Below are 18774 nucleotides of genomic sequence, written 5' to 3'. Positions count from 1 at the left end.
AGCGTACGAGTTATTCCGTTTCGTGAGCGGTCGGCCGCCTCTTACTTGTCGGTGACCGCGCCTTCCGAGGCGCTGGAGACCAGCTTTGCGTACTTGGCCAGCACGCCTCGCGTGTAGAGCGGTTTCGGTTGCGTCCAGCGCACCCGGCGCTCGGCAAGCGCCGCATCCGACACGCCAAGGCTGATTTCGCGGGTTTCCGCATCGATGGTAATGGCATCGCCGTTCTCGACCAGTGCAATCGGGCCGCCATCGAAGGCTTCCGGCGTGATGTGACCCACCACGAAGCCGTGCGAGCCGCCGGAGAAGCGGCCATCGGTGATGAGCGCGACATCCTTGCCGAGGCCCTTTCCCATAACAGCCGAGGTCGGCGACAGCATTTCGCGCATGCCCGGACCGCCCTTCGGACCCTCGTAGCGGATCACGATGACATCGCCGGCGACCACCTCGCCGTTGAGGATGCCAGCCAGCGCCGCTTCCTCGCCCTGGTAGACGCGCGCGCGGCCCGCGAAGCGCAGTCCTTCCTTGCCGGTGATCTTGGCGACCGCGCCGGTTGGCGACAGGTTGCCGTGCAAGATGACCAGATGCGAGTCCTTCTTGATCGGGTTGTCGAAGGGACGAATGATGTTCTGGCCGGCCGGATAGTCGGCGACATTGGCGAGATTCTCCGCTAGTGTTTTGCCGGTGACGGTAAGCACGTCCCCGTGCAGCAGGCCAGCATCGAGCATGCGCTTCATCAGCGGCTGGATGCCGCCGATGGCGACCAGTTCGGACATCATGTACTTGCCGCTCGGACGCAGGTCGGCGAGCACCGGCGTGGTCTTGCCGAGCTCGGTGAAGTCATCCAGCGTCAGCTTCACCTCCACGGCGTGAGCCATGGCCAGCAAATGCAGCACGCCGTTGGTGGAACCGCCGAGCGCGATGATCACGCGGATCGCATTCTCGAAGGCCTTGCGGGTCATGATGTCACGCGGCTTGATGTCGCGTGCCAGCAGTTCCAGCACCTGCTGACCGGCACGGAAGCAGTCCGAGGCCTTGTCGGTCGAGATCGCGTCCTGCGCCGAGGAACCCGGCAGCGACATGCCCAGGGCTTCGATGGCCGAGGCCATGGTGTTGGCGGTATACATGCCGCCGCAGGAGCCCGGGCCCGGGATGGCGGTGTCCTCTATCTGCTTGACCTGGAGCAGGCTGAGTTCGCCTGCGGCGTGCCGGCCGACGGCCTCGAACACCGAGATGATGTCGGTGTGGCCGGCGCCGGGCCTGATGGTGCCCCCGTAGACGAAGATCGAGGGGCGGTTCAGGCGTGCCATGCCGATGAGGCAACCGGGCATGTTCTTGTCGCAACCACCCACGGCGATGAGGCCGTCGAAGCCTTCGCAGCCGGCCACGGCTTCGATGGAGTCGGCGATAACTTCACGCGACACCAGCGAATACTTCATGCCCTCGGTGCCATTGGCGATGCCGTCGGAGACGGTGATGGTGTTGAAGATAACGGCCTTGCCGCCCGCCGCGTTAGCACCCTTCTCGGCCTCTTGCGCGAGTTTGTCGATGTGCATGTTGCAGGGCGTGACATTGGCCCAGGTCGAGGCGATGCCAATCTGCGGCTTCTTGAAATCCTCGTCGGTGAAGCCCACGGCACGTAGCATGGCACGAGCGGGGGCGGCCTCGATGCCATCCACCACCTGGGAGGAATACGTGCGCATGTTGTCAGGGATGTCGGTCATCTCGATAACCTTTGTAGTGGCTTGCGCGAGCGCGCAGGCATTCCGCTTCGGGGCAACAATTGAGCTAGGGTTGTCTAGTTATAGGTCTTGCCAACACCCGAGTCAGTGTCAGTGTTGAATACGTCCTGCATCGTCACGCCCCCAGAGGTACTGTTTCAATGAATCGCGGCGCAGTGGTTCCTCCGGCGTGCTGTCGACGGTGCGGTCGACGAACCTCACCCGCCCAACCAGCAGCGCGGCCAGCCGCAGCACGAACAGCTAGGCCGCCGCGGCGATGACGATCATCACCTGCCCGAGTTCGAGGCCTGCAGGTAGAGCACGCAGGCGTATCACTAGCCGTGATCGACCCGTTGCGGTCCATGACGTCGCCAACGTCAATGTCTGCATCAGAAAGCGGTCTTCCGACACTGCCATGTGGTTGCGCGGTCTGTCTGTCCTCGCGGTCGCGAAACGTGGCGCAATCTCGATGGAGCCGAGACTCACCTATGGAGGCCGCGCCGGTATCAGTCACCAACGCGCGTTGAGTTGTCCATACTTAGACGTTGGTAAGCTGGCAAAGATAAAATCAAACTGAGGTACGGGCGCCCATGACGACTACTAGCTTGACGTTCGACGTCAAAACTGACGACTACCTTGTATGGCAGGGGCAGATGGTAATGTCCCGTTCAGAAGAGCCGTACTTTCGTCAGTTGTTCGAGCGCCTCGCAAGGGATCTAAGACCGACACGCGTCCTGGAGATAGGATTTGGTCTAGGAATCTCTGCGGATCTGATTCAACGCTACCTGCACCCTGCCGAGCACCACATCGTCGAGATCGACACAGGGATCTATGCAGACCTCGTGCAGTTTGCCAATGCACGACCAGGGGTCGTGCCGCGCCTAGGCGACTGGCGCAGCGCATCCCTGGCAGCCCCCTTCGACTTGCTGTTCTATGACCCGTTCGACTACTCCTCTGAGCCGCACGACGTGGTTAGTGAAGCGAGCTTGCTACGGCGGCTTGTAAGTGGCGAGGGCGCGCTTTGCCATCCGCACTTCGGCGATGGTCCCCCGCGAACCCTACCGGGCTTTCGGTCCGTTATCCTCGAGCGATTCTTGGTTCCTGAGATCGACATGGCGGACGGGACGCGATGTGGTCACGCTGCAGTTGTGCTCTGCTATCCGGACAGATGAAATCAACCCTTGCGCAGGAGTTCGGCGAGTGGCCCCTCTTCTTCGCCGGCCAGCTTCAGCATCAACCCCAGCAAACGGCCTGGCGACATGCCGGCTGACGTCCTGCGAATCACTTCTGCCAGCGCAGCGAGCTCAACCCGCACGCTGACTTCAGCGTGGTAGATGGCAGGCAGTAGACCAAATAGAGCCAGCTGGTGCCTTTGTCGCGATCGCACAAGACGGCACAACGTTGTCCAGGTATGTGGGGAACGCAAGAAGCGTTCTGCTTCACTTGGTGCCCCCCAGGCCTCCACCCATCTGGTCTGCCGGGGAAAGCCTGAGCAGGCGAAATAGCCGGGAGCGTGCGTCCTAAGCCGCCGACGCGATGGGAGGGCCTGGGCACTCTCCACCCTGTCACGCCAAACCTTTCCTCTGCTCTTGGCACGCATGAATAGCCGTGTCGTCTCGGCTAAGACCAGTTCGCCTTGGTCATCGTGCTCATCCTTGTGCTCGCCCCACGCACGGTAATCAGCGAGCAAGAATGCGCAAACCTTGTCGTCCACCACGACTTGTCTCTCTGCTGGGGCGAACCAACGCTCCATGTCAGTATCGACTTCCCGGCAGAGCTGACCGAATGCAGGAAACTCGAGGTTGAACTCGCGGCTGGTGACGGCACTCGCTTCCAGAAGCCGCCCGCGACCGCCAAAGTTAGCGTCGACCATAGTTTTGGCGTAGCCAGGCAAATAGATCGTGTCGGCGTCGGCTTGGAGGACCAGCACATCTTCTTCGGACACCTGCTCACGGTGAGCGACGGCAAGGACGGCGGCCATGCCTGCCCGTCTGGCAGCGACATAGCCGCGCCTGTGCTCGTGAGTGATCAAGACATGCCCAGGCGGGGATGCTCGCTGGATCGCAGACATCACCTTAACCGTTCCGTCGCTTGAGCCGTTGTCCACGAGAACCAGTCGTCCGAGTGGCTCCAGCCCATGTCCAAATCCCAGCGACGCGCATGTCGCCGCGATGCAGTCCTCTTCGTTCAGGCAAGGAATAACGGTGAATGTCTCCATGGCCGAATTGCTCAGGTGGGGAGGTCCGTCCGCGGTCTTACCCAGCGAAGGATGAGCTGCGTGAATCCTGTGGGGGTGGCATCCACGAATCCAGCCGCCTCCGCAGCGCGCCGCGAAGCGACGTTTGACCGACGCATATGGGCGTATATGGTGTCGTGGGCGCTCAGCTGACAGGCCTTCATGTAGCCAACGCGGCCTATGCCACGTCCCTGGCTCTTGATGTTCAGGTAGATCTGCAGTGACGCATGACGGCCGATCGGCGGCTCATCGATGACGTTTATGTAGACCTCGCCTGCCCGGACACCACCGACATCAATGCGCCACTTCTCGCCGCCCAGGCCTTTGCCTTTTCCAGACGTTCCGGCGACCGCGACCAGATCCACTTCGCTGGCGGAGACCTTCGTCTCGGCTGTCCGCGGCTTCATGGGCTGCGGCTTAGGTGTCTCCCTAGCCGGTCGCCTGCGTTTGGCGGCACTGGCACTGTGGGCTGTCACAGGAGTCGCGCCAGCCCGGCTCGCAAATGCCGGCCAACAGGTTGCCAGAACTCTGCCGGGAAGAACCCGGGAGAGTACGCAATGGACACATCCTCGATGATCGCTTTCGATGCCGCCAAAGCATCGATGACATCATCGACTTTCGATAGCATCGTCGGCAGGTCCGGGTCGAGTCGGTTGTCGCGCTGGGGCCAAGCCGAATCGCCGTCATAGCGATTATTGAAATAGTCCATATCAATGTGAACAAGCGCTGGACGGCCCTCGATGTCGTCCGACCACCTCGCCGTATCACTAGTCCCCAGATATTCCTCCTTACCGGCCGCTCCCTCGACGAGCTCAATAGCAATCCGCTCGGCGTCCGGATCTAGCAGGGTGTCAGGGGCAAGGTTGAGCATGAGCTTTCGCCGCACGTCGGCCTGCATCTTCGGCGGTTGACAGAGATGCTGCACGGTCGCTCGCGGGCAGTGCCATAGAAATGGCGTCATGAAACTGCCCATGCCTATGGCGCCGCTTTCGATGGCCCGCTGCACCGTCACTGGATCCGTCAACCGGACTTCCTCGTTGGTAATGGCGTCAACCAGCGCGCCGTTGGCCAAGTACAGCCGTGGCGATCCCAGATCACGGTGATCGTCCACGTGCAGGATGACGACTTGCTCGGTTGTGCTAGACGGAACTCGAGTCAACCATTCACACCAACTCAGAAGCGTCCATGTGTCGTAGAGCGAGGTCATGATACGGCCCTCTCGCCGGTGTGCCGACCACATGGACCCCAACGAGACCCCTCGTCCCCACCAGCGCAGGCCGACGTCCAAGGCGGGATCGACATGCCGCTCCGCCTCGTCGGGCCAACTCAGGTGAAGATGGATGTCGCCGGCAGACTCGGTCGCGACCGCATCCTTGTCGCAGAAGTAGTCACGTAGAAAGCCATGCCAGAGGGCCGAATCTTGCGGGAATCGACCTCTGGGTACGCGCACGCTCTACTCCCGTGCAGCGGCTTCCAACACAGCTGCCAACGAGCGGCCCGTAGCTGTCAGAGGGCATCTGGCCAGTGTAAGGAACGCTTCGCTCAAACGGGCATCGGTATCCATCAGCTGATTCTCGGCACGCGTGTTCAGCCGGTCCAGGTTCAACGAGCGAACGTGCTTCCAGAAACGGCGTAGCTCGACAAACACGAAAACGGCATGGAAGAGTCCTGACGGCGGTCGCAGGTCTTGGCGCCAGGGCGAGACCACCTTGCACGTTGTCGGCTCGACCACAGGCGCAAGCCGCTCCAGCAGATAGAGCTTCTGATGGCGGTACTCATGGAGGAGGGAGTCCGCCAAGTCGTAGGCATCTATCAGCCTGTCCCGCTGCATCACCGAGACATAGAGCGCGCCAGGTACCGCGTTGTCGCTGAAGGATACGATCTTGTCCGGATCAGCGGCTGGGTCCCTGATGAACTGGACCGCCCGGCAGATCCTTTTCAGCTCTTTTACGATGGCCGGACGCCATGCATGCAGGATACTAAGCGCTTCGTACAGCAGCGGCTCTGCAGCAGGCAGGACTTCCTGGTCCTCGAAATGGATAGCGTTGCCAAAGGGGCGGCGCAGCCAGGCATCGTTCGCGTGGACTTCAGGCGACTCCTCAGGCGAACCGTGTAGCCGGGCGAACATCCATTGTGCATATCTCGCGTCCCGGTGAAGCACACTTCCATCAACGGCACTCACTGGGCGGCCAGCTTCGATCGCCAGCATGGCGTTGCTCCATGCGATCGCGCCAGGCCTCTGTGCGAGGAGATCAATGGCGGACGTCGAATCAAGCAACGCTCTTGCCGCCTCAGACTCCCTGGAGCCGCTGCAGGAGCCCTGGAGCCAAAGCAGCGCTCGTCGCAGTCCAGCGGACTGGTCCGAGATCGCACTGGCCCAGAGGCTGGCAACGGCCTCCGTGGAGGTTTCAGCGTGCTCGAACTCACCTAGGTCGCGGCCGTAGTGCCCCGTGGTGGCGGAGGGCTTCGCCAGCTCGAGCGACTCGGTAATACGCGCCTGCGCATGACGAATCAGCGTGCGCATCTCCTTGCAGTAGACCGTCGGGTTATTGAAACCGTTCACTCCATACCGGTGCGGGACGGAACCGCCACCGCACACATCGACAACGTCGCAACTGTGGCAAATGGCGCACAAGCCGTCCTTCTTCAGCAGTGCGCGATGGGCGGCCAGAGCAGGCGAGGCCGCAACATCTGAAATGGGCGTGTCCCTCACGCTGCCGCCCAGCCGAGTCGCGCCCTGCGCCACCACCTTGAGCACGTCCAGGTCATGGTAGGTGCCGTCAGTTTCGACCGTGATGAGGCTCACATCGCCGAAGCCAAACGCATCAGTCTGCGAAGGCATACCCGCCACGGCGTCAAGAAGCGCCTCAAAGGTGCGGACCTGCAGACTTGAGTGTTCATCGAACCAGAGATCAAAGGCCTCGACGAGCCATTTCTCATAGACATCCGGCTGTTCGAGCCGCCCCGGCGGCAGGCGCAGGTGATGCGCGTCCGGCAACAGGAAGTCCAGCCGCGGCACCTGCTGCTCGTCGAAGAACTCCAGCAACTGGCGCGGAGGCGTCCGAGGGTCGATGACTGCAATTACTCCGGCGAACACGTCCGGCGCGCTTCGCAACAGCCGCAAGGCCCGATAGGTCTGCTCGAAACTTGACCGGCCACGACGAGACGTCCGATGCAGATCGTTCGCCTCCTTAGGGCCATCCAGGCTCAACGAAATGCCGATGTTGGCGCCCGAGAGCTGATCTATTGCCTCTCGCGTGAGCAAAAGGCCATTGGTCTGCATGCCGATGTCCAATTGCACGCCAGCCCCTACCGCTTCGCGAAGCTGAGCCGCGAAAGCCACGAGTTCAGCGCAACCCATGAGCAGGGGTTCGCCACCATGGAAGACAACGACGGAACGTCGTATTCCGGCGTGCCCGAGGTATGACGCCAGCTTCGACGCAAACGCCTCACGATTTTCGGACGAAAGCAGTCGAGGCATCGACCGCCAGCTCTGATCCGCATGGTGGTAGATGTAGCAGTAGTCGCAATCCAGGTTACACCTGGATGCGACCTTGACAAGGAACGAGGTGAGTTGAACCTCGTCAGCCAGAACAGCCACTATGAGCGGTTGTGGCGGTGGTGCATCCGGTCGTAGCTCGTGATGACCTCACTGGCGTCCGCGCTCTTCAAGATCCGGGTCTGGAGGCGCTGCATGACAGGATTGGTGTGCGTGCCACGGGCGATCGCGTCACGCACATCGCTTTTCTGGTCGATATCCTCGTATTGCGGTTGCTGCATCGTGCTCGAAGTCATGCGTCAGCCCTCCTTGATGGGGTGATGTTAGACGGTGTAACTGCCTCGCGCAATGTCTTAGCTAATGATTCCAAACGCTTCAAAATGAGCGTCAATCAGTGGTCGAGGTCGGCCCTAGAGCATGAGCCGAACCTGAAAGAGCCGGAACGATTGCCTCTCGTTGGTTCGTAATGTCTTCTTGACAAGCGTGCCCCCCTCTCGAGTCCGCTTTCAGTCTGAAGTAGCCCCTCGAATGTCAGCATTGAATCGAGTCACCCCTCTTTCTGAGCTAGCCGGCGCCAGTGTGAGCGTTGTTGTCTTGCTTTACGGTTTCTCGCTACTTTCATCGTGAATTCATCCTGATTTCAGTGTGAACTCATCATGAGATGAGCCAAGCTGACACCGCCCGGCCATCCGCCGGTAAGGGTCGCCGCGCGCCCGTCGGCAAGACGCACACCGCGGCGTCCAGGTGAAAGCTTTTGTGAGTCATCGCGCCGGCACGTCCAGGGCGCCGAACGGCGCCTCCGGTGGCGTCTCGCGACGCAGGAGAAACGCATAGCGCAGTGCCTTGGCGTCGGCGAGTGCATGATGCGCCGAGAGGCCGTACCGCAATATGTAGTCCTGCTTGTACTCTGCAAACTTCGGGCTCCACTGCACCATCAACATTTTGTCGACCAGTTTATCCGGCCAACCGCCATTATCGATCATCAAGCCGCGCAGCAGATCCCAGTCGTAATCGGAGTCGCACACGATTTGCCCTAGCTCGGGTAGCTTGTCGGCCCACGCGCGGATCCGCGCCGCGGCCGCAGCGGGCGCCTCCCATCCGTAGCGGCGATCGAGGAGCGGCACGACTTCGCTCAGCACGAACTCGCTCGCATGCGAATACCAGGTCTCGCCATCGAGTTCCGTATATAGCCAGCAGTATTGATCTTCCGCGACCAGCGCGAGCGAGATCAGCCGCGGCTCGTCGAAGTCCGTGAACTCGGTCCCGAAGGTTTCGATGCCAGTGCATGGCGCGGCGCTTGGCTCGATCAGGCCAATCTCGCTCTCGCCGGCAAGCGCCCCGCGGAGCACCTGGACACGAACGAAGGGGGCCAGATCGTGCAGCGACTGCTCGCGCAGATGGAGAGCGGAGCCTACGCGTGATCGCGGCGCACTAGACCGACAACGAGGCGGCGCTGGAACTCGAACGCGTCGCCCCGATACGGATTCTGTGCAAAATCGACCCGGTCTTGCGCAACCATCTGCTCACTCGCGAGCGAGTCATACCCGAACACTCGTAACAACGCGCACCTCTCGTCTGGCGGCATCTCGCAGTATCCGCGCGGATTGCAAATCACGCGCACGCCTTGGGCGACGAAATCCATGCCTTCGTGCAGATGCCCGTGTACCCACAGCGCGATTCGATCCGCATGTCGACGCAGTAGCCGGCTATCCTCGCTCGCGTAGCAACCGATCCGGGTCGCGGTATCGCGATCGCTGACCCGGCCGAAAATTTTTGATCGCGGCTTAAAATGCCGCGGATCCAGGTAGTCCAGTTCACGCGCGCTCTTGAACCGGCGCAGTGACTCATACGTCGGCGAGTGATGAGTGACGACGACGGTCGGGCCGTCGAACGACGACATGAGTTTTCGTCCCAGCCAGCGCACGGCGTCGGCATGCTCAAGCATCGATGTCTCGTGCACAAAGAGGCCACTCCGCGCGATCGACGCGTAAGCTCGCTCGCATTTTTCGTCACCCGGCTGGTAGCCGCCGGCGCGCGACAGCAGCTTACGCACACGGGACTCATTTTTCGCGAGCCATGCCGCGATTCGGATGCGTTGATAGTCGCGTGTCTTGGCTTTACCACGGAGCCAGCGGTTGCCGCGGCCGATGTCGGACCAGTAGGTGCAGCCTAAAAACCGCAAGCCCTGGACCACGACGTCTTCGCGCTCGAGGACGTGCACCTGGGTACCGGCCGCAAGCCGCTTGGCCTCGGCCAGAGCCTCGCCGAGGTCGGTCTCCCAGTGCTCATGATTCCCCATGATGTAGACGACCGGCTTGCCGGTCGCGATCAGCCACGGCACCGACAACGCAGGCGGCCCGATGTCGCCGGCTGCGATCAGGATGTCGTACTCGAGATCTGCGGGGATCTCGTAGGGTCCCGTTTCGAGGTGCAGATCGCTGAGGATATGAAGTCGCGGTGTTTTCATGTGGAACTCATCCTGATTTCAGCGTGAACTGATCGTGATATGAGTCGCCAAGCTGACACCGCCCGGCCATTGGCCGGCAAGGGTTGCCGCGCGCCCGTCGGCAAGCCTTTTGAGGTGCTCACGCCGGCACATCGGCGGCGCCGAACGGCGCCTCCGGTGGCGTCTCGCGGCGCAAGAGATACGCGTAGCGCAGCGCCCTGGCGTCGCTGAGCGCGTTGTGAGCGCTGAGCCCATACCTCAAAAAGTAGTCCTGCTTATAGTCGTGCAGGCGGGGCGTCCATTGCGCCATCATGTAGCGATCATGGAGATTGTCCGGCCATCCGCCGTTGTCGATCATCAGCCGGCGCAGCAGATCCCAGTCGTAATCGGAGTCGCACACGATTTGCCCCGGCTCCGGGAGCCTGTCGCACCAGGCACGGATGCGCTCGGCGGCCGCGGCCGGCGCCTCCCATCCGTAGCGGCGCTCGAGCAGCGGGACGACTTCGGCCAAAACGAACTCGCTCGCATGCCGATACCAGGACTCGCCCTCGAGTTCCGTGTAGATCCATCGATATTCGTCCTCGGCGACGAGTGCGAGCGAGATCAGCCGCGGATTGTCGAAGTCAGTGAACTCGCTATCGACGAAGATCAGCACGGCGGCCGTTCTCCGACGCGCGCCGAAAACGCCTCAGCCATCCGAAAACACCCCGCATGCCGGCGATCGCCGCCGGTCCACCGATACGCGAGCGTTTCCGTCTCGATGACGGCCTGGATCACGACCTCGGGTGCCCCCCGGCGAACGGAGGCGCTGATCGCGCGTTCGAGCTCCTCCGCGATCGGGATCCAGTCGGGATTGCGAACGGCCGGCAGACGTCGGCTTTCCGGCGGCGGGTCATGGCGCCACCAGGTATGCGCGCTGCAATCCATCGTTCCGCATTGCTGACACACGCGCGCGGACAGATGTTCGGCCATCCAGATCAGGCCGTCCAGGTACCTGTCGTCGTCACCGCCGCCGTAGTAGTTGTACGACAGCTCGCCGTGTTTTTCCTTGACGTCCGTTGCCTTGACTCCACGGTCGTCGGGCCGCTCGGCAACGTAGCGAGCAATCTCGGCCGACAGGGTGTCGACGAGGACGTACCAACCCGGCGCGGTATCGAAGCCGAAGGAAGCGCCGTAGATGCCCGGGTAGCGGCTGCACAACAGGGCGTCTAGTTTTGGATCCATCTCAGACCTCCACGATCAGCCGCGGCCGGAAACCAACATACGTCTCGCCCGGGTAGCCGCGTGGGTTTGCGACAATCCGTGTCGCACCGATGTGGTAGTCGCAGGCTACGTGCGAATGCCCATGGATCCACGCCGCAGGCTGGAACTCCTCGATTAGCGGCTCGAGATTGCTCGCGTAGGCGGCCGATACGAGATCATCACAAAAGCGCGGCGCGATCGAGTGGATCGACGGCGCATGATGCGTAACGACGACGGTCGGGCCGTCATGCGGCTTGGCCAGTTCGCGGGTGAGCCAGTCGCGCGCGCGCTCATGAAAACGCAGCGTGTCCCGGGGTGCGAGCTTGACCTTGGTCGGGCCGTCCTTGGCAACGATGATCTTGGCGTAGTCAGCCATAGTCTCCTCAGCTACGGCCATCGCCTCGGCCTGTCGATCGCCGCCAAAAAGGCAGAAATCCGTCCAGAGCGTGCAACCGAGAAAGCGCACTCCGTCGATCTCGGTACTGCTTTTTTCGAGGTAGAACGACCCGACGCGCTCGGCTTCCGCGCCCAAGCCCTGCAACTGGCGCACTGTCGCGGGCATGTTCTGGCCGTAGAACTCGTGGTTGCCCGCGACGTAGATCATCCAGCGGTCCATCCACCCCCGATATAGCGAGAACCCCCTCGTGCCGACGTGAATATCTCCGGCCAGAACGAGGACGTCATAATCGATATCGGGCGGCATCCACCGCTCGCCGAATTCCAGATGGATGTCGGAGGCGACAAGGATCTTCATCGCAGCACCTCGCGCAGCGCAGCCCGCAACCGGCGCTCCTCGTCGTCACGGAAGCCGTCGGCGCACAGGATGAGGTTCGGGCAGCCCCGCGGAAACACGGTCTCGTCGTCATCCAGCGCAACCCAGGGGCGGTGGAGTTGCCGCGTCGCCTTGAGGTACTTGACGATCTCCCAAAATCGCACAGGCTCCGGCTCGTAATCGAGCGGATACCGCGCCCGCAGAGGGCGCTGGATGACAGGCGTACGGCCGACGACGCGCCGGCGTAGCGATTCTGGCACCTCGTCATCCCATTCGGCAGCCGAGATCGTGCGCCAGGACGAGGACACGACAAGCTCGACATGCGGATGCTCGACGAGGACGGCTTCGAGCCGCGGCCAATCAATAAATTGGTCGCCAGGACGCACGAAATGTGGATGACAGACGCCGTCAAAATCGAGAAAAACGATCATCGCCCGCCTCCATGCGCCACAACCGGCGTCGGTTGCAGAATGCCCGCCAAAGCCGCGGCCTCGAGCGGCACGGCACCCGCTGAGCGACAAGCAGGACACGCCACCTCGACGCCGCGAGCCAGTACGAGCTCACCCGGTTGGCCACAGGTCTCACACATGTATACAGAGGCCGCTTCGCAGGCCTCGAGCAGCGCAACCGTCGTCGCATCGCCGCCGACGGCACGGATCCGCAGCTTGCCGAATTTTTGTTTGACCTCGCGGATTTGCACCGCCGGCGTGCCGGCCGCAACCAGACTGTCCAGGTAGCGACACAAGGACGACAACAGGCCATGCCAGCCATCGCGGCAGCTGATCCTGGCATCAGGGGCGAAGAGCGCAGGATGCGCCGCGCGCAGCTCGCGTACGAGTTCGTCTCTCATGCCGGCACCTCGTCGCGCGGCTTGCCGGTGATGGAATCGACCCGCAGGGAGTACATCGACAGCAGCTGGATCCAGGCCGCGACACGGTCGCCGCCACCGTGCGAGGCAAACAGCAACGTATCATCGCCCTCCATCACGCGATCGACAACGACCGGATCGAGGCCGTTGCGCTGGATGTCGTTCTCTACGCAGGCCTCGAGGGCTTGAGCGAGATGACGCCAGCCAGGCGCTGCAATCGGTGGCATCACAAAGGCGCGCGGTTCGGCAATCCTGACCACAGGCGGCGCCTTGCCGCCGTGCGCTACGCATCGAGTGCGATACCAATCGGCGTCGGCTGCCAGGTAGCCCGGCGCTCCGCACTCTTCGCAGATGACGCCCGAGAGGTAGTCCGAGAACCAAATGAGGTCGTGGATCCAGTCGTCGCCGCCGGCGACGTAATAGCGGAGCGAGCCGAACTTTTCCTTCACCTGCTGGACAACGGGAGCCGACGTATTGGTCTCGGAGGCGTGACGCCGGATCTCGGCGCACAAGGCATCGATAAGCGTGCACCAGCCGTCGCCGCACGAGAAGCCCCAGCACATCGCTGTCGTTCGCATGTCGCCATGGCGATCGGCAAAGAGGTCGGGATACCGTCGGCACAGGAGATCATCGAGATCCTTGCGCACGTCAGCCCCCTTGCTCGCCTTCGTCCACGACGAGCCCCAGCTCGAGCGGCCAGGCCTCGCCGCGCTCAGCCGCAGCCAGGAGTTCATCGGGCGCGTACGCGTGCAAGACCTCGTCGACCGCGGCGACGAACTCATCACGAGTGATGTAGACCTCCGTCGGCGAGCCATAGCGCAGCGTCGCGCGATACATCGCCGTACCGATCTCCTCGCGGTCGGTCAGCAGACGGGGCGCGGCCTCCGGCGTCGGGCGGTAGATGATCGCGGGGATGGGGGTGGTCGCAGATAGGGTGAGCATGATTGCGTCTCCTGGAACATGGCTTCAGCATCGCACTGTATGTAAACACATCTCAACCACTTCCAGACGCCGATCGTGAATAAATTGGCTGTGCACGGAACGCCGCACCTCCCGCGCTCTCGTCGCCAGTGATCCTCGCGGACTCCCATTCGGCATCCAACCAACATCCGTCGCCGTTGACGCACATCACGAACGGCCCTTCAGTGCGATCGATGAAGTCGATTCCGGTGGGCTTAACGAAGGCGCGAACCACATGAAGCCCTTCAATGTATCGACCTCCTCATCACATTCCCCTCGTAACGATTTCGTGCCAGCCAATGAAGCCCAAAGCGCACCCTTATTGTGTGCCACCGTTTTGTGTGTAGTCAAGTAAGGCAACGCCCGTGAGACTTCGGGGGTATATAACGTACAAAATTCACCATGAATCGTCTCGAAGCCCTTAGCTGCGCCATCCGCGAGGCAAGGTTGGCGGCAGGTTTGTCGCAGGAACGTCTCGCTGAGGTAGCCCACGTGCACCGGAATCTGGTCGGACTGCTAGAGCGCAACGAGCGCAATCCGACGGTCGGCTCGCTGCTCGCAATTGCCGACGGCCTGGGCGTCCCGGCCTCCAAGCTGCTCGCACGCGCAGAAGTACTGGCGGAAGACTCCCGCCGCATGGACGAGGCTTGACCGCTTAGTGGGAAATCATCGCGTCTAGCAGCTTCAGAGAACGGCTCTTGTTGCGGCGCCGATCACTTCCATGCCGGTCTCGCGCGCCCAACATGCCTGTGCGACTCATCGCTGGTAAGCACCCGGCGAACACACCTTCTCCCGCCCGCTTAGCCCATTGAAGATCGTGTCCACGAACGTTCGATCGCGGACACTATGAATTTAGTCATCTCGCGTCGAGGCCGGCGCACCAACAGCGAAGCATTCAAGCAATCGGTGATTTCAGCCTGTCGTGAGCCGGGCGTCTCGGTGGCAGGTATTGCGTTGGCCAGCGGCGTGAACGCAAACCAGGTCCATCGCTGGATGCGCGAGCGAGACATCGCGCCCCCGAGGCGTCACACGCCGGCCGCCGTTGAGATTGCGGGACGAGTCGAGTGCAAGGCGCAAATTAAACCAACCCGCGTCCGCAAAACCCGGCGCGATTCAATGGTGATCACGACGATTTCCTCGACGGAATTGGATTTTCAATCCAATTCGAATTGCCGAAGTGCTCGTTCGTGTTCGCCGCGAGGCCCCCTTCTGCGGCGGGGCTCACGCCGTCACCTCCGTGTCGGTCAATCTCGCGATTCTCAGTAGGTTGTAGGCCGTTCCCGATATGAAGGCCGCCATCTGCGTTCTTGCCTGCCCTACGAATCTTGTCTTGCGCATTCCCCCAACCGTCTTCAACCAACCGAAGATTTCCTCCACGCGTTTTCGTTTTGGGGCGCGACAATCATCTTGGCCGGCCAAGATGAATGTCGTTTGACCGGCCATGCTGATTGACGCCGTCTATCGTTTTTCGCTGGCTGATTCGATAGCCCTTGGTACTGGTCGTGCGGCCATCGAGACCCGGCGTCTTGCGTTCGCCAATTCTCGCGATATGGGGGCGAATGCGATGTTCGCGCACGTGCGCGGATGGGGCGACGAAATCCTTCACGTGATAGCCCTTGTCGGCACCCAACGTCTTGGGGTGAATGCGACGCCGACGGGATCGCGTGAGCAGCGATCGGGCGGCCCGGTGTTCGGCCTGTGTCGATTGGGTGATGAGAATATCCACGCACAACCCGTTGCGATTTTCCATGAGGACATGTCCGCCGTAGCTGAGCTTGGCGGGCTGGCCGTTGCCCTTTCTCATGAGGCGGGAGTCCGGATCGGTCGTGCTCTGATGAGTGGCGTTCGAGCGCTTTTCACTCTGAAAACGACCATTCCGGTGCTGTCTCCCCCGTCCTAGGGCGGCTCGCTATCCTTGCGTTTGAAACTCCTGAACGAGGCCCAGGCCTCGATCAACGTGCCATCGACGGTGAAATGATCGGACGACAGCAATTGCTCTCGCCGCACAAGGCTCACCACCTCATCGAAAAACCGGCGGGCGATATCGGTATCGACCAAGCGCTCGCGCAGGGGACTGAAATTCGTTTGATCCAGCCCAGCGCTTTCGAGGTCCATATCGAAGAACCAGCGAAAGAAAATATTGTAGTCGAGCAGCTCGCAGAACTGCCGGTCGGAGCGGACTGAATACAGCGCAATCAGCAACTGCCCCTTCAACAGCCGCTCCGGGGCAATCGATGGCCACCCAACCTTCGAATACAGCGCATCCAGCTCACCAGAAATTGCGCCCAATGGGCTCCTCGGTATACCTCGACTTTTTACGGTCGTCGCCCCTAAGCACCGCCTGCACTTGCACCCTTCCACATGGCATCAACGACGCGATCGTATGCCTGGCTAGTGTACACGCGCCCCTGCAGCTGGGCGTCGGGCATGTTCCTCGGACTAATCGATATCCGCCGTGAGTTCTTGAGCCGGAAGAGATCTGTGCCTGCCAGCTGGGCCAGTTCGGGCACGAGGCCGAGCCATTCGGGATATTTGCGTGCGACTAGGAAGATCGCACGGCGCTCGATCATCTGAAGCACGACATCCCGCGTGTACTGCTGAGAGGGCAAGCGAATGTGCGCGTGCCCGAAAGTCTCGGAACAATAAGGAAAGAGCTCCACCGAGCACAAGCCGCGCGCCACCTGCTTTGGGCTAAGGTCTTTAAGCAGCCGGCTGAGGACGGGTGTCCACCATTTTCCGCCGAGCTTGGCACCCAGGTGATCGTGGTCCTCATCTTCGAGGTTGGTTCGCCGATCAGCCTCGGTCCACGGAGGTTCCGGCAATCCGAGACTTGGATTTCCTTGCAACAGCACGACCGGCGCATTCACCGGACCCAGCCGGGGTTCCGGCAGGAGGCTGAGCTTCACCCAATGCTCGTGCCCGTGCCCATGCCGGTGGCTCACTCTGGCATTGTGGACCGCGATATAGAGTTGATCATCGGCCAAGACATACGGCGCGCTCGCCGGCAATTTCTTCCAAGGGTTGTTCATCATTTTCCTCAAGCCAATGCCTTTGTCCTGATGTGAACATAATAGCGCGTTGTCCTGCGTGAGGGACCTACGCCCCGAAGCGTCGAACTCGGCGCCTTCCTTGACACAGATCCGACGCTGAATGGCGAACAGCGGCTTTATTGACAACGCGGACCACCTCGCGCTCACTGCGCGGAGGCGGCTTCCCGCTCATCGAGGTGGAAGGCAGCGCAATGCCACAGGTGCCTGCTCCGCGACTTTCCGCCGTCGCACGCGTTACTGGTCGCAGTGGCTCGCTACGCTACATGCCGCTCACGCGGGAGCTGACCGACGCCATTCGCCGCTCCCTTCAACTTCAAATGGCGCAAGCCAAGCTGAACCAGGATTGTCAACGTTGCCGTAACTGCCCCGAGAAGGGCCGTTGTGCCATCAATCCCCAGTCAATTGTCCCTTTGGGGACAGTTACGGCCAATCAAACGGGCCTCCTGGGGCGCGACAATCATCTTGGCCGGTCGTGGTGAGGAGTCGAAGGCGGCGTAGCCGCCGAAGACGACGAGCCACCGGCGGCGGCGCTCGGACGCGGTGCAGGATTGCGGGGACAAGTCTCACTAAGAGGCGACCCCATGCCAGGAACCCGAATCACCGACCAGCAGGTGTGCCTCTACATGAACCTCCGCCAGAACAAGTCTCAGGCGCTCGCCGCGGCCAAGGCGAGCGTCGCAGCCAATACTCGCCACAAGTGGATCTTCACGCTACACCCTGAATCGATCCCCCTGCCGCCCAACGCCGCTTGGCCCCTGGCTGCACGGTCACGGACACGGCCTTCATCGAGGATTCCCAGGCGCTCGCGGACCTCCCGCCCGAGGATTCGATCCTCCTCTCGGACGGCCAGCTCACGCGGGTGATCGAACGGGACTGAGCGGCGCACGCCCTATACCGAGCAGGACATCCGTCCGTCGGCTACGCATTCCGTGCACTCGAACGGAGCTACTCGATAAGGTCACATCCATGAGCGATTGGTATCCGCGCGCTGTCAGCGATCCTCTCGGGTGTGCCACAGCCTCAGCATGTAGATCGTCGATTCCTGAATCTCATAGCGCATCTCGTAATGCCCCACGAGAATCCGCCGCACCTCGCGCGGCTCAAATTCATCGAGCCGTTCGCCGATACGTGGGTTCAGCAGCAAACTTAATGGCGCAGCCGTGAGCGCCTGTATCGTGCGCGCAGCGGCAGGCTTATTTACCGGGGCGAGAAATTCGTACAGACGCGCCAAGTCGGAGAGCGCCTTGCCGGTCCACTTCAGTTCCATCAGCGCGGCACCGGGAATGGTGTATCGGTGCCGAGACTGTCGGCCCATGCCTGCACAGCCTGATGGTCAATGACCCGACCGGCGTCCACGTCGGCAAGCGCCTCGCGGGTCAGGCGGCTGCGCTCTTCCTCTTGGTCGATCCAGGCCGACAGCGCCTGCTTCATGATCCAGCCGCGCGATCGTTCAAGTCGGGCAGCCATCTGATCGACTTTTTCCGCCAACGGAAGGGGGATATGTGCGGTCAGCACTTTGGTTTCGGTCGGTGCCATTTGAACTCTCCAGCGTCTGCGGAATTACACGATTCATCAAAAACTTTCCGGAGCCAGCACCCCGGTTATCCCGGCTCGGGGAGGACGCCCCGCCGCCGTCACGGCGTCGTTGTGTTCCCAGCCACGACAAGTTGCGGCCGCTCTTCAACAGCCTACTTCTCGCAGCGATTCAATTTTAATCATAGTGATTGCATCTGAATCAATCAAGTGAGGGGTCGGTGTGACCGACGACGGGCAACTGTTCCTCGAGTGTCCCGACCTGCCACTGACGCAGGCGATCGACGGTGGCCGAGGCGAGCAGGCGGTTGCCGGGGAAGGCCTGATCCCACTCGGTGAAGTCGAGATTGCTGGTGACGACGGTGGCAGCCTGCTCGTAACGCTCGGCGATCAGGTCGTGCAGATCTTCGTCGGCGGGCGAGCGCAGCGGTTTCAGCCCGAAGTCGTCGA

Annotated in this window: 23 protein-coding genes and 1 pseudogene; 4 read left to right on the top strand and 20 right to left on the bottom strand. The window is 61.7% G+C overall.

Annotated features, from left to right (window positions below):
• Positions 1-41: 41 nt before the first annotated feature.
• On the bottom strand, positions 42-1700 hold the full coding sequence (gene ilvD / locus AzCIB_RS07020) for a dihydroxy-acid dehydratase (protein ID WP_232299429.1): 1659 nt from the start codon (positions 1698-1700) through the stop codon (positions 42-44).
• 623 nt (positions 1701-2323) lie between these two features.
• On the opposite strand from ilvD, the gene AzCIB_RS07015 reads away from it, so the two are divergent.
• A complete protein-coding gene (locus AzCIB_RS07015; protein ID WP_157058444.1) occupies positions 2324-2890 on the top strand; it encodes a class I SAM-dependent methyltransferase in 567 nt (188 codons plus the stop codon).
• Between the two features lie 2 nt (positions 2891-2892).
• Here the strand turns inward: AzCIB_RS07015 and AzCIB_RS07010 are convergent, their stop codons facing one another.
• From AzCIB_RS07010 to AzCIB_RS23670, 6 genes are all read right to left on the bottom strand, one after another.
• Positions 2893-3936 (bottom strand): glycosyltransferase family 2 protein, encoded by a 1044-nt coding sequence (locus AzCIB_RS07010; protein ID WP_050415234.1) that lies wholly within the window; start codon positions 3934-3936, stop codon positions 2893-2895.
• 11 nt (positions 3937-3947) lie between these two features.
• Positions 3948-4361: a GNAT family N-acetyltransferase gene (locus AzCIB_RS07005; protein WP_050415233.1), complete on the bottom strand. Its 414-nt coding sequence runs from the start codon at positions 4359-4361 to the stop codon at positions 3948-3950.
• Between the two features lie 65 nt (positions 4362-4426).
• Positions 4427-5404, bottom strand: coding sequence for a hypothetical protein (locus AzCIB_RS07000; protein ID WP_050415232.1), 978 nt, complete (start codon positions 5402-5404; stop codon positions 4427-4429).
• 3 nt (positions 5405-5407) lie between these two features.
• Positions 5408-7555 carry a cyclophane-forming radical SAM/SPASM peptide maturase YhhB gene (gene yhhB, locus AzCIB_RS06995; RefSeq protein WP_198149636.1) on the bottom strand — a complete coding sequence of 716 codons (2148 nt, stop codon included), beginning with the start codon at positions 7553-7555 and terminating at the stop codon, positions 5408-5410.
• Positions 7555-7749: a YhhA family cyclophane-containing RiPP gene (yhhA, locus tag AzCIB_RS06990; protein ID WP_050415231.1), complete on the bottom strand. Its 195-nt coding sequence runs from the start codon at positions 7747-7749 to the stop codon at positions 7555-7557. Before yhhA ends, yhhB begins: the two co-directional genes overlap by 1 nt.
• 465 nt (positions 7750-8214) lie before the next feature.
• The gene (locus tag AzCIB_RS23670; protein ID WP_083446901.1) at positions 8215-8592 is read right to left on the bottom strand and encodes a 3'-5' exonuclease family protein; all 378 of its coding nucleotides are present in this window, start codon (positions 8590-8592) and stop codon (positions 8215-8217) included.
• 60 nt (positions 8593-8652) lie between these two features.
• Here AzCIB_RS23670 and AzCIB_RS23665 point away from each other — a divergent pair, with 60 nt between their 5' ends.
• Positions 8653-8874: an MbcA/ParS/Xre antitoxin family protein gene (locus AzCIB_RS23665; RefSeq protein ID WP_083446900.1), complete on the top strand. Its 222-nt coding sequence runs from the start codon at positions 8653-8655 to the stop codon at positions 8872-8874.
• Here the strand turns inward: AzCIB_RS23665 and AzCIB_RS06980 are convergent.
• From AzCIB_RS06980 to AzCIB_RS06945, 8 genes are all read right to left on the bottom strand, one after another.
• Positions 8865-9920 carry a metallophosphoesterase family protein gene (locus tag AzCIB_RS06980; protein ID WP_050415229.1) on the bottom strand — a complete coding sequence of 352 codons (1056 nt, stop codon included), beginning with the start codon at positions 9918-9920 and terminating at the stop codon, positions 8865-8867. The two genes, AzCIB_RS23665 and AzCIB_RS06980, sit on opposite strands and share 10 nt — an antisense overlap.
• 118 nt (positions 9921-10038) lie before the next feature.
• Complete coding sequence (locus AzCIB_RS06975; RefSeq protein ID WP_050415228.1) at positions 10039-10554, bottom strand: 3'-5' exonuclease family protein; 516 nt, start codon at positions 10552-10554, stop codon at positions 10039-10041.
• Positions 10548-11123 carry a hypothetical protein gene (locus AzCIB_RS06970; RefSeq protein WP_050415227.1) on the bottom strand — a complete coding sequence of 192 codons (576 nt, stop codon included), beginning with the start codon at positions 11121-11123 and terminating at the stop codon, positions 10548-10550. Before AzCIB_RS06970 ends, AzCIB_RS06975 begins: the two co-directional genes overlap by 7 nt.
• Before the next feature lies 1 nt (position 11124).
• Positions 11125-11895: a metallophosphoesterase gene (locus tag AzCIB_RS06965; RefSeq protein WP_050415226.1), complete on the bottom strand. Its 771-nt coding sequence runs from the start codon at positions 11893-11895 to the stop codon at positions 11125-11127.
• On the bottom strand, positions 11892-12344 hold the full coding sequence (locus AzCIB_RS06960; RefSeq protein WP_050415225.1) for an HAD domain-containing protein: 453 nt from the start codon (positions 12342-12344) through the stop codon (positions 11892-11894). The genes AzCIB_RS06965 and AzCIB_RS06960 overlap by 4 nt, the downstream gene beginning before the upstream one ends.
• Complete coding sequence (locus AzCIB_RS06955; protein WP_050415224.1) at positions 12341-12763, bottom strand: hypothetical protein; 423 nt, start codon at positions 12761-12763, stop codon at positions 12341-12343. Before AzCIB_RS06955 ends, AzCIB_RS06960 begins: the two co-directional genes overlap by 4 nt.
• Positions 12760-13428: a hypothetical protein gene (locus AzCIB_RS06950; RefSeq protein WP_050415223.1), complete on the bottom strand. Its 669-nt coding sequence runs from the start codon at positions 13426-13428 to the stop codon at positions 12760-12762. Before AzCIB_RS06950 ends, AzCIB_RS06955 begins: the two co-directional genes overlap by 4 nt.
• Before the next feature lies 1 nt (position 13429).
• Positions 13430-13723: a hypothetical protein gene (locus tag AzCIB_RS06945; RefSeq protein ID WP_050415222.1), complete on the bottom strand. Its 294-nt coding sequence runs from the start codon at positions 13721-13723 to the stop codon at positions 13430-13432.
• A gap of 420 nt (positions 13724-14143) precedes the next feature.
• On the opposite strand from AzCIB_RS06945, the gene AzCIB_RS06940 reads away from it, so the two are divergent.
• Positions 14144-14392 carry a helix-turn-helix domain-containing protein gene (locus tag AzCIB_RS06940; protein WP_050415221.1) on the top strand — a complete coding sequence of 83 codons (249 nt, stop codon included), beginning with the start codon at positions 14144-14146 and terminating at the stop codon, positions 14390-14392.
• 570 nt (positions 14393-14962) lie between these two features.
• On the opposite strand, the pseudogene AzCIB_RS06935 reads toward AzCIB_RS06940, so the two are convergent.
• Positions 14963-16030, bottom strand: a pseudogene (locus AzCIB_RS06935) (IS5 family transposase); the annotation flags it as partial.
• Positions 16031-16071: 41 nt separating this feature from the next.
• Positions 16072-16917 carry a hypothetical protein gene (locus tag AzCIB_RS06930; RefSeq protein WP_157058442.1) on the bottom strand — a complete coding sequence of 282 codons (846 nt, stop codon included), beginning with the start codon at positions 16915-16917 and terminating at the stop codon, positions 16072-16074.
• Positions 16918-17539: 622 nt separating this feature from the next.
• Here AzCIB_RS06930 and AzCIB_RS24855 point away from each other — a divergent pair.
• On the top strand, positions 17540-17668 hold the full coding sequence (locus tag AzCIB_RS24855; RefSeq protein WP_286130916.1) for a hypothetical protein: 129 nt from the start codon (positions 17540-17542) through the stop codon (positions 17666-17668).
• Positions 17669-17782: 114 nt separating this feature from the next.
• Here AzCIB_RS24855 and AzCIB_RS06925 read toward each other — a convergent pair whose 3' ends face one another.
• The 3 genes from AzCIB_RS06925 to AzCIB_RS24850 form a co-directional block, all read right to left on the bottom strand.
• Complete coding sequence (locus AzCIB_RS06925) at positions 17783-18058, bottom strand: type II toxin-antitoxin system RelE/ParE family toxin (RefSeq protein ID WP_050415219.1); 276 nt, start codon at positions 18056-18058, stop codon at positions 17783-17785.
• A complete protein-coding gene (locus tag AzCIB_RS06920; RefSeq protein ID WP_050415218.1) occupies positions 18058-18327 on the bottom strand; it encodes a CopG family ribbon-helix-helix protein in 270 nt (89 codons plus the stop codon). Before AzCIB_RS06920 ends, AzCIB_RS06925 begins: the two co-directional genes overlap by 1 nt.
• 199 nt (positions 18328-18526) lie before the next feature.
• A complete protein-coding gene (locus AzCIB_RS24850; RefSeq protein ID WP_286130936.1) occupies positions 18527-18715 on the bottom strand; it encodes an ATP-binding protein in 189 nt (62 codons plus the stop codon).
• Positions 18716-18774 lie beyond the last annotated feature (59 nt).

The organism is Azoarcus sp. CIB (assembly GCF_001190925.1).
Classification (GTDB): domain Bacteria; phylum Pseudomonadota; class Gammaproteobacteria; order Burkholderiales; family Rhodocyclaceae; genus Aromatoleum.
Note: the sequence above shows the minus strand (reverse complement) of the source record. Positions and strands in the feature narration are given on the sequence as shown.

What these genes read in the sequence shown, in the direction of transcription:
- ilvD (WP_232299429.1), bottom strand. Translation starts at nt 1,700, where the DNA reads ATGCGCACGTATTCCTCCCAGGTGGTGGATGGCATCGAGGCCGCCCCC.
- AzCIB_RS07010 (WP_050415234.1), bottom strand. Translation starts at nt 3,936, where the DNA reads ATGGAGACATTCACCGTTATTCCTTGCCTGAACGAAGAGGACTGCATC.
- AzCIB_RS07005 (WP_050415233.1), bottom strand. Translation starts at nt 4,361, where the DNA reads ATGAAGCCGCGGACAGCCGAGACGAAGGTCTCCGCCAGCGAAGTGGAT.
- yhhA (WP_050415231.1), bottom strand. Translation starts at nt 7,749, where the DNA reads ATGACTTCGAGCACGATGCAGCAACCGCAATACGAGGATATCGACCAG.
- AzCIB_RS06980 (WP_050415229.1), bottom strand. Translation starts at nt 9,920, where the DNA reads ATGAAAACACCGCGACTTCATATCCTCAGCGATCTGCACCTCGAAACG.
- AzCIB_RS06970 (WP_050415227.1), bottom strand. Translation starts at nt 11,123, where the DNA reads ATGGATCCAAAACTAGACGCCCTGTTGTGCAGCCGCTACCCGGGCATC.
- AzCIB_RS06965 (WP_050415226.1), bottom strand. Translation starts at nt 11,895, where the DNA reads ATGAAGATCCTTGTCGCCTCCGACATCCATCTGGAATTCGGCGAGCGG.
- AzCIB_RS06960 (WP_050415225.1), bottom strand. Translation starts at nt 12,344, where the DNA reads ATGATCGTTTTTCTCGATTTTGACGGCGTCTGTCATCCACATTTCGTG.
- AzCIB_RS06955 (WP_050415224.1), bottom strand. Translation starts at nt 12,763, where the DNA reads ATGAGAGACGAACTCGTACGCGAGCTGCGCGCGGCGCATCCTGCGCTC.
- AzCIB_RS06945 (WP_050415222.1), bottom strand. Translation starts at nt 13,723, where the DNA reads ATGCTCACCCTATCTGCGACCACCCCCATCCCCGCGATCATCTACCGC.
- AzCIB_RS06940 (WP_050415221.1), top strand. Translation starts at nt 14,144, where the DNA reads ATGAATCGTCTCGAAGCCCTTAGCTGCGCCATCCGCGAGGCAAGGTTG.
- AzCIB_RS06925 (WP_050415219.1), bottom strand. Translation starts at nt 18,058, where the DNA reads ATGGAACTGAAGTGGACCGGCAAGGCGCTCTCCGACTTGGCGCGTCTG.
- AzCIB_RS06920 (WP_050415218.1), bottom strand. Translation starts at nt 18,327, where the DNA reads ATGGCACCGACCGAAACCAAAGTGCTGACCGCACATATCCCCCTTCCG.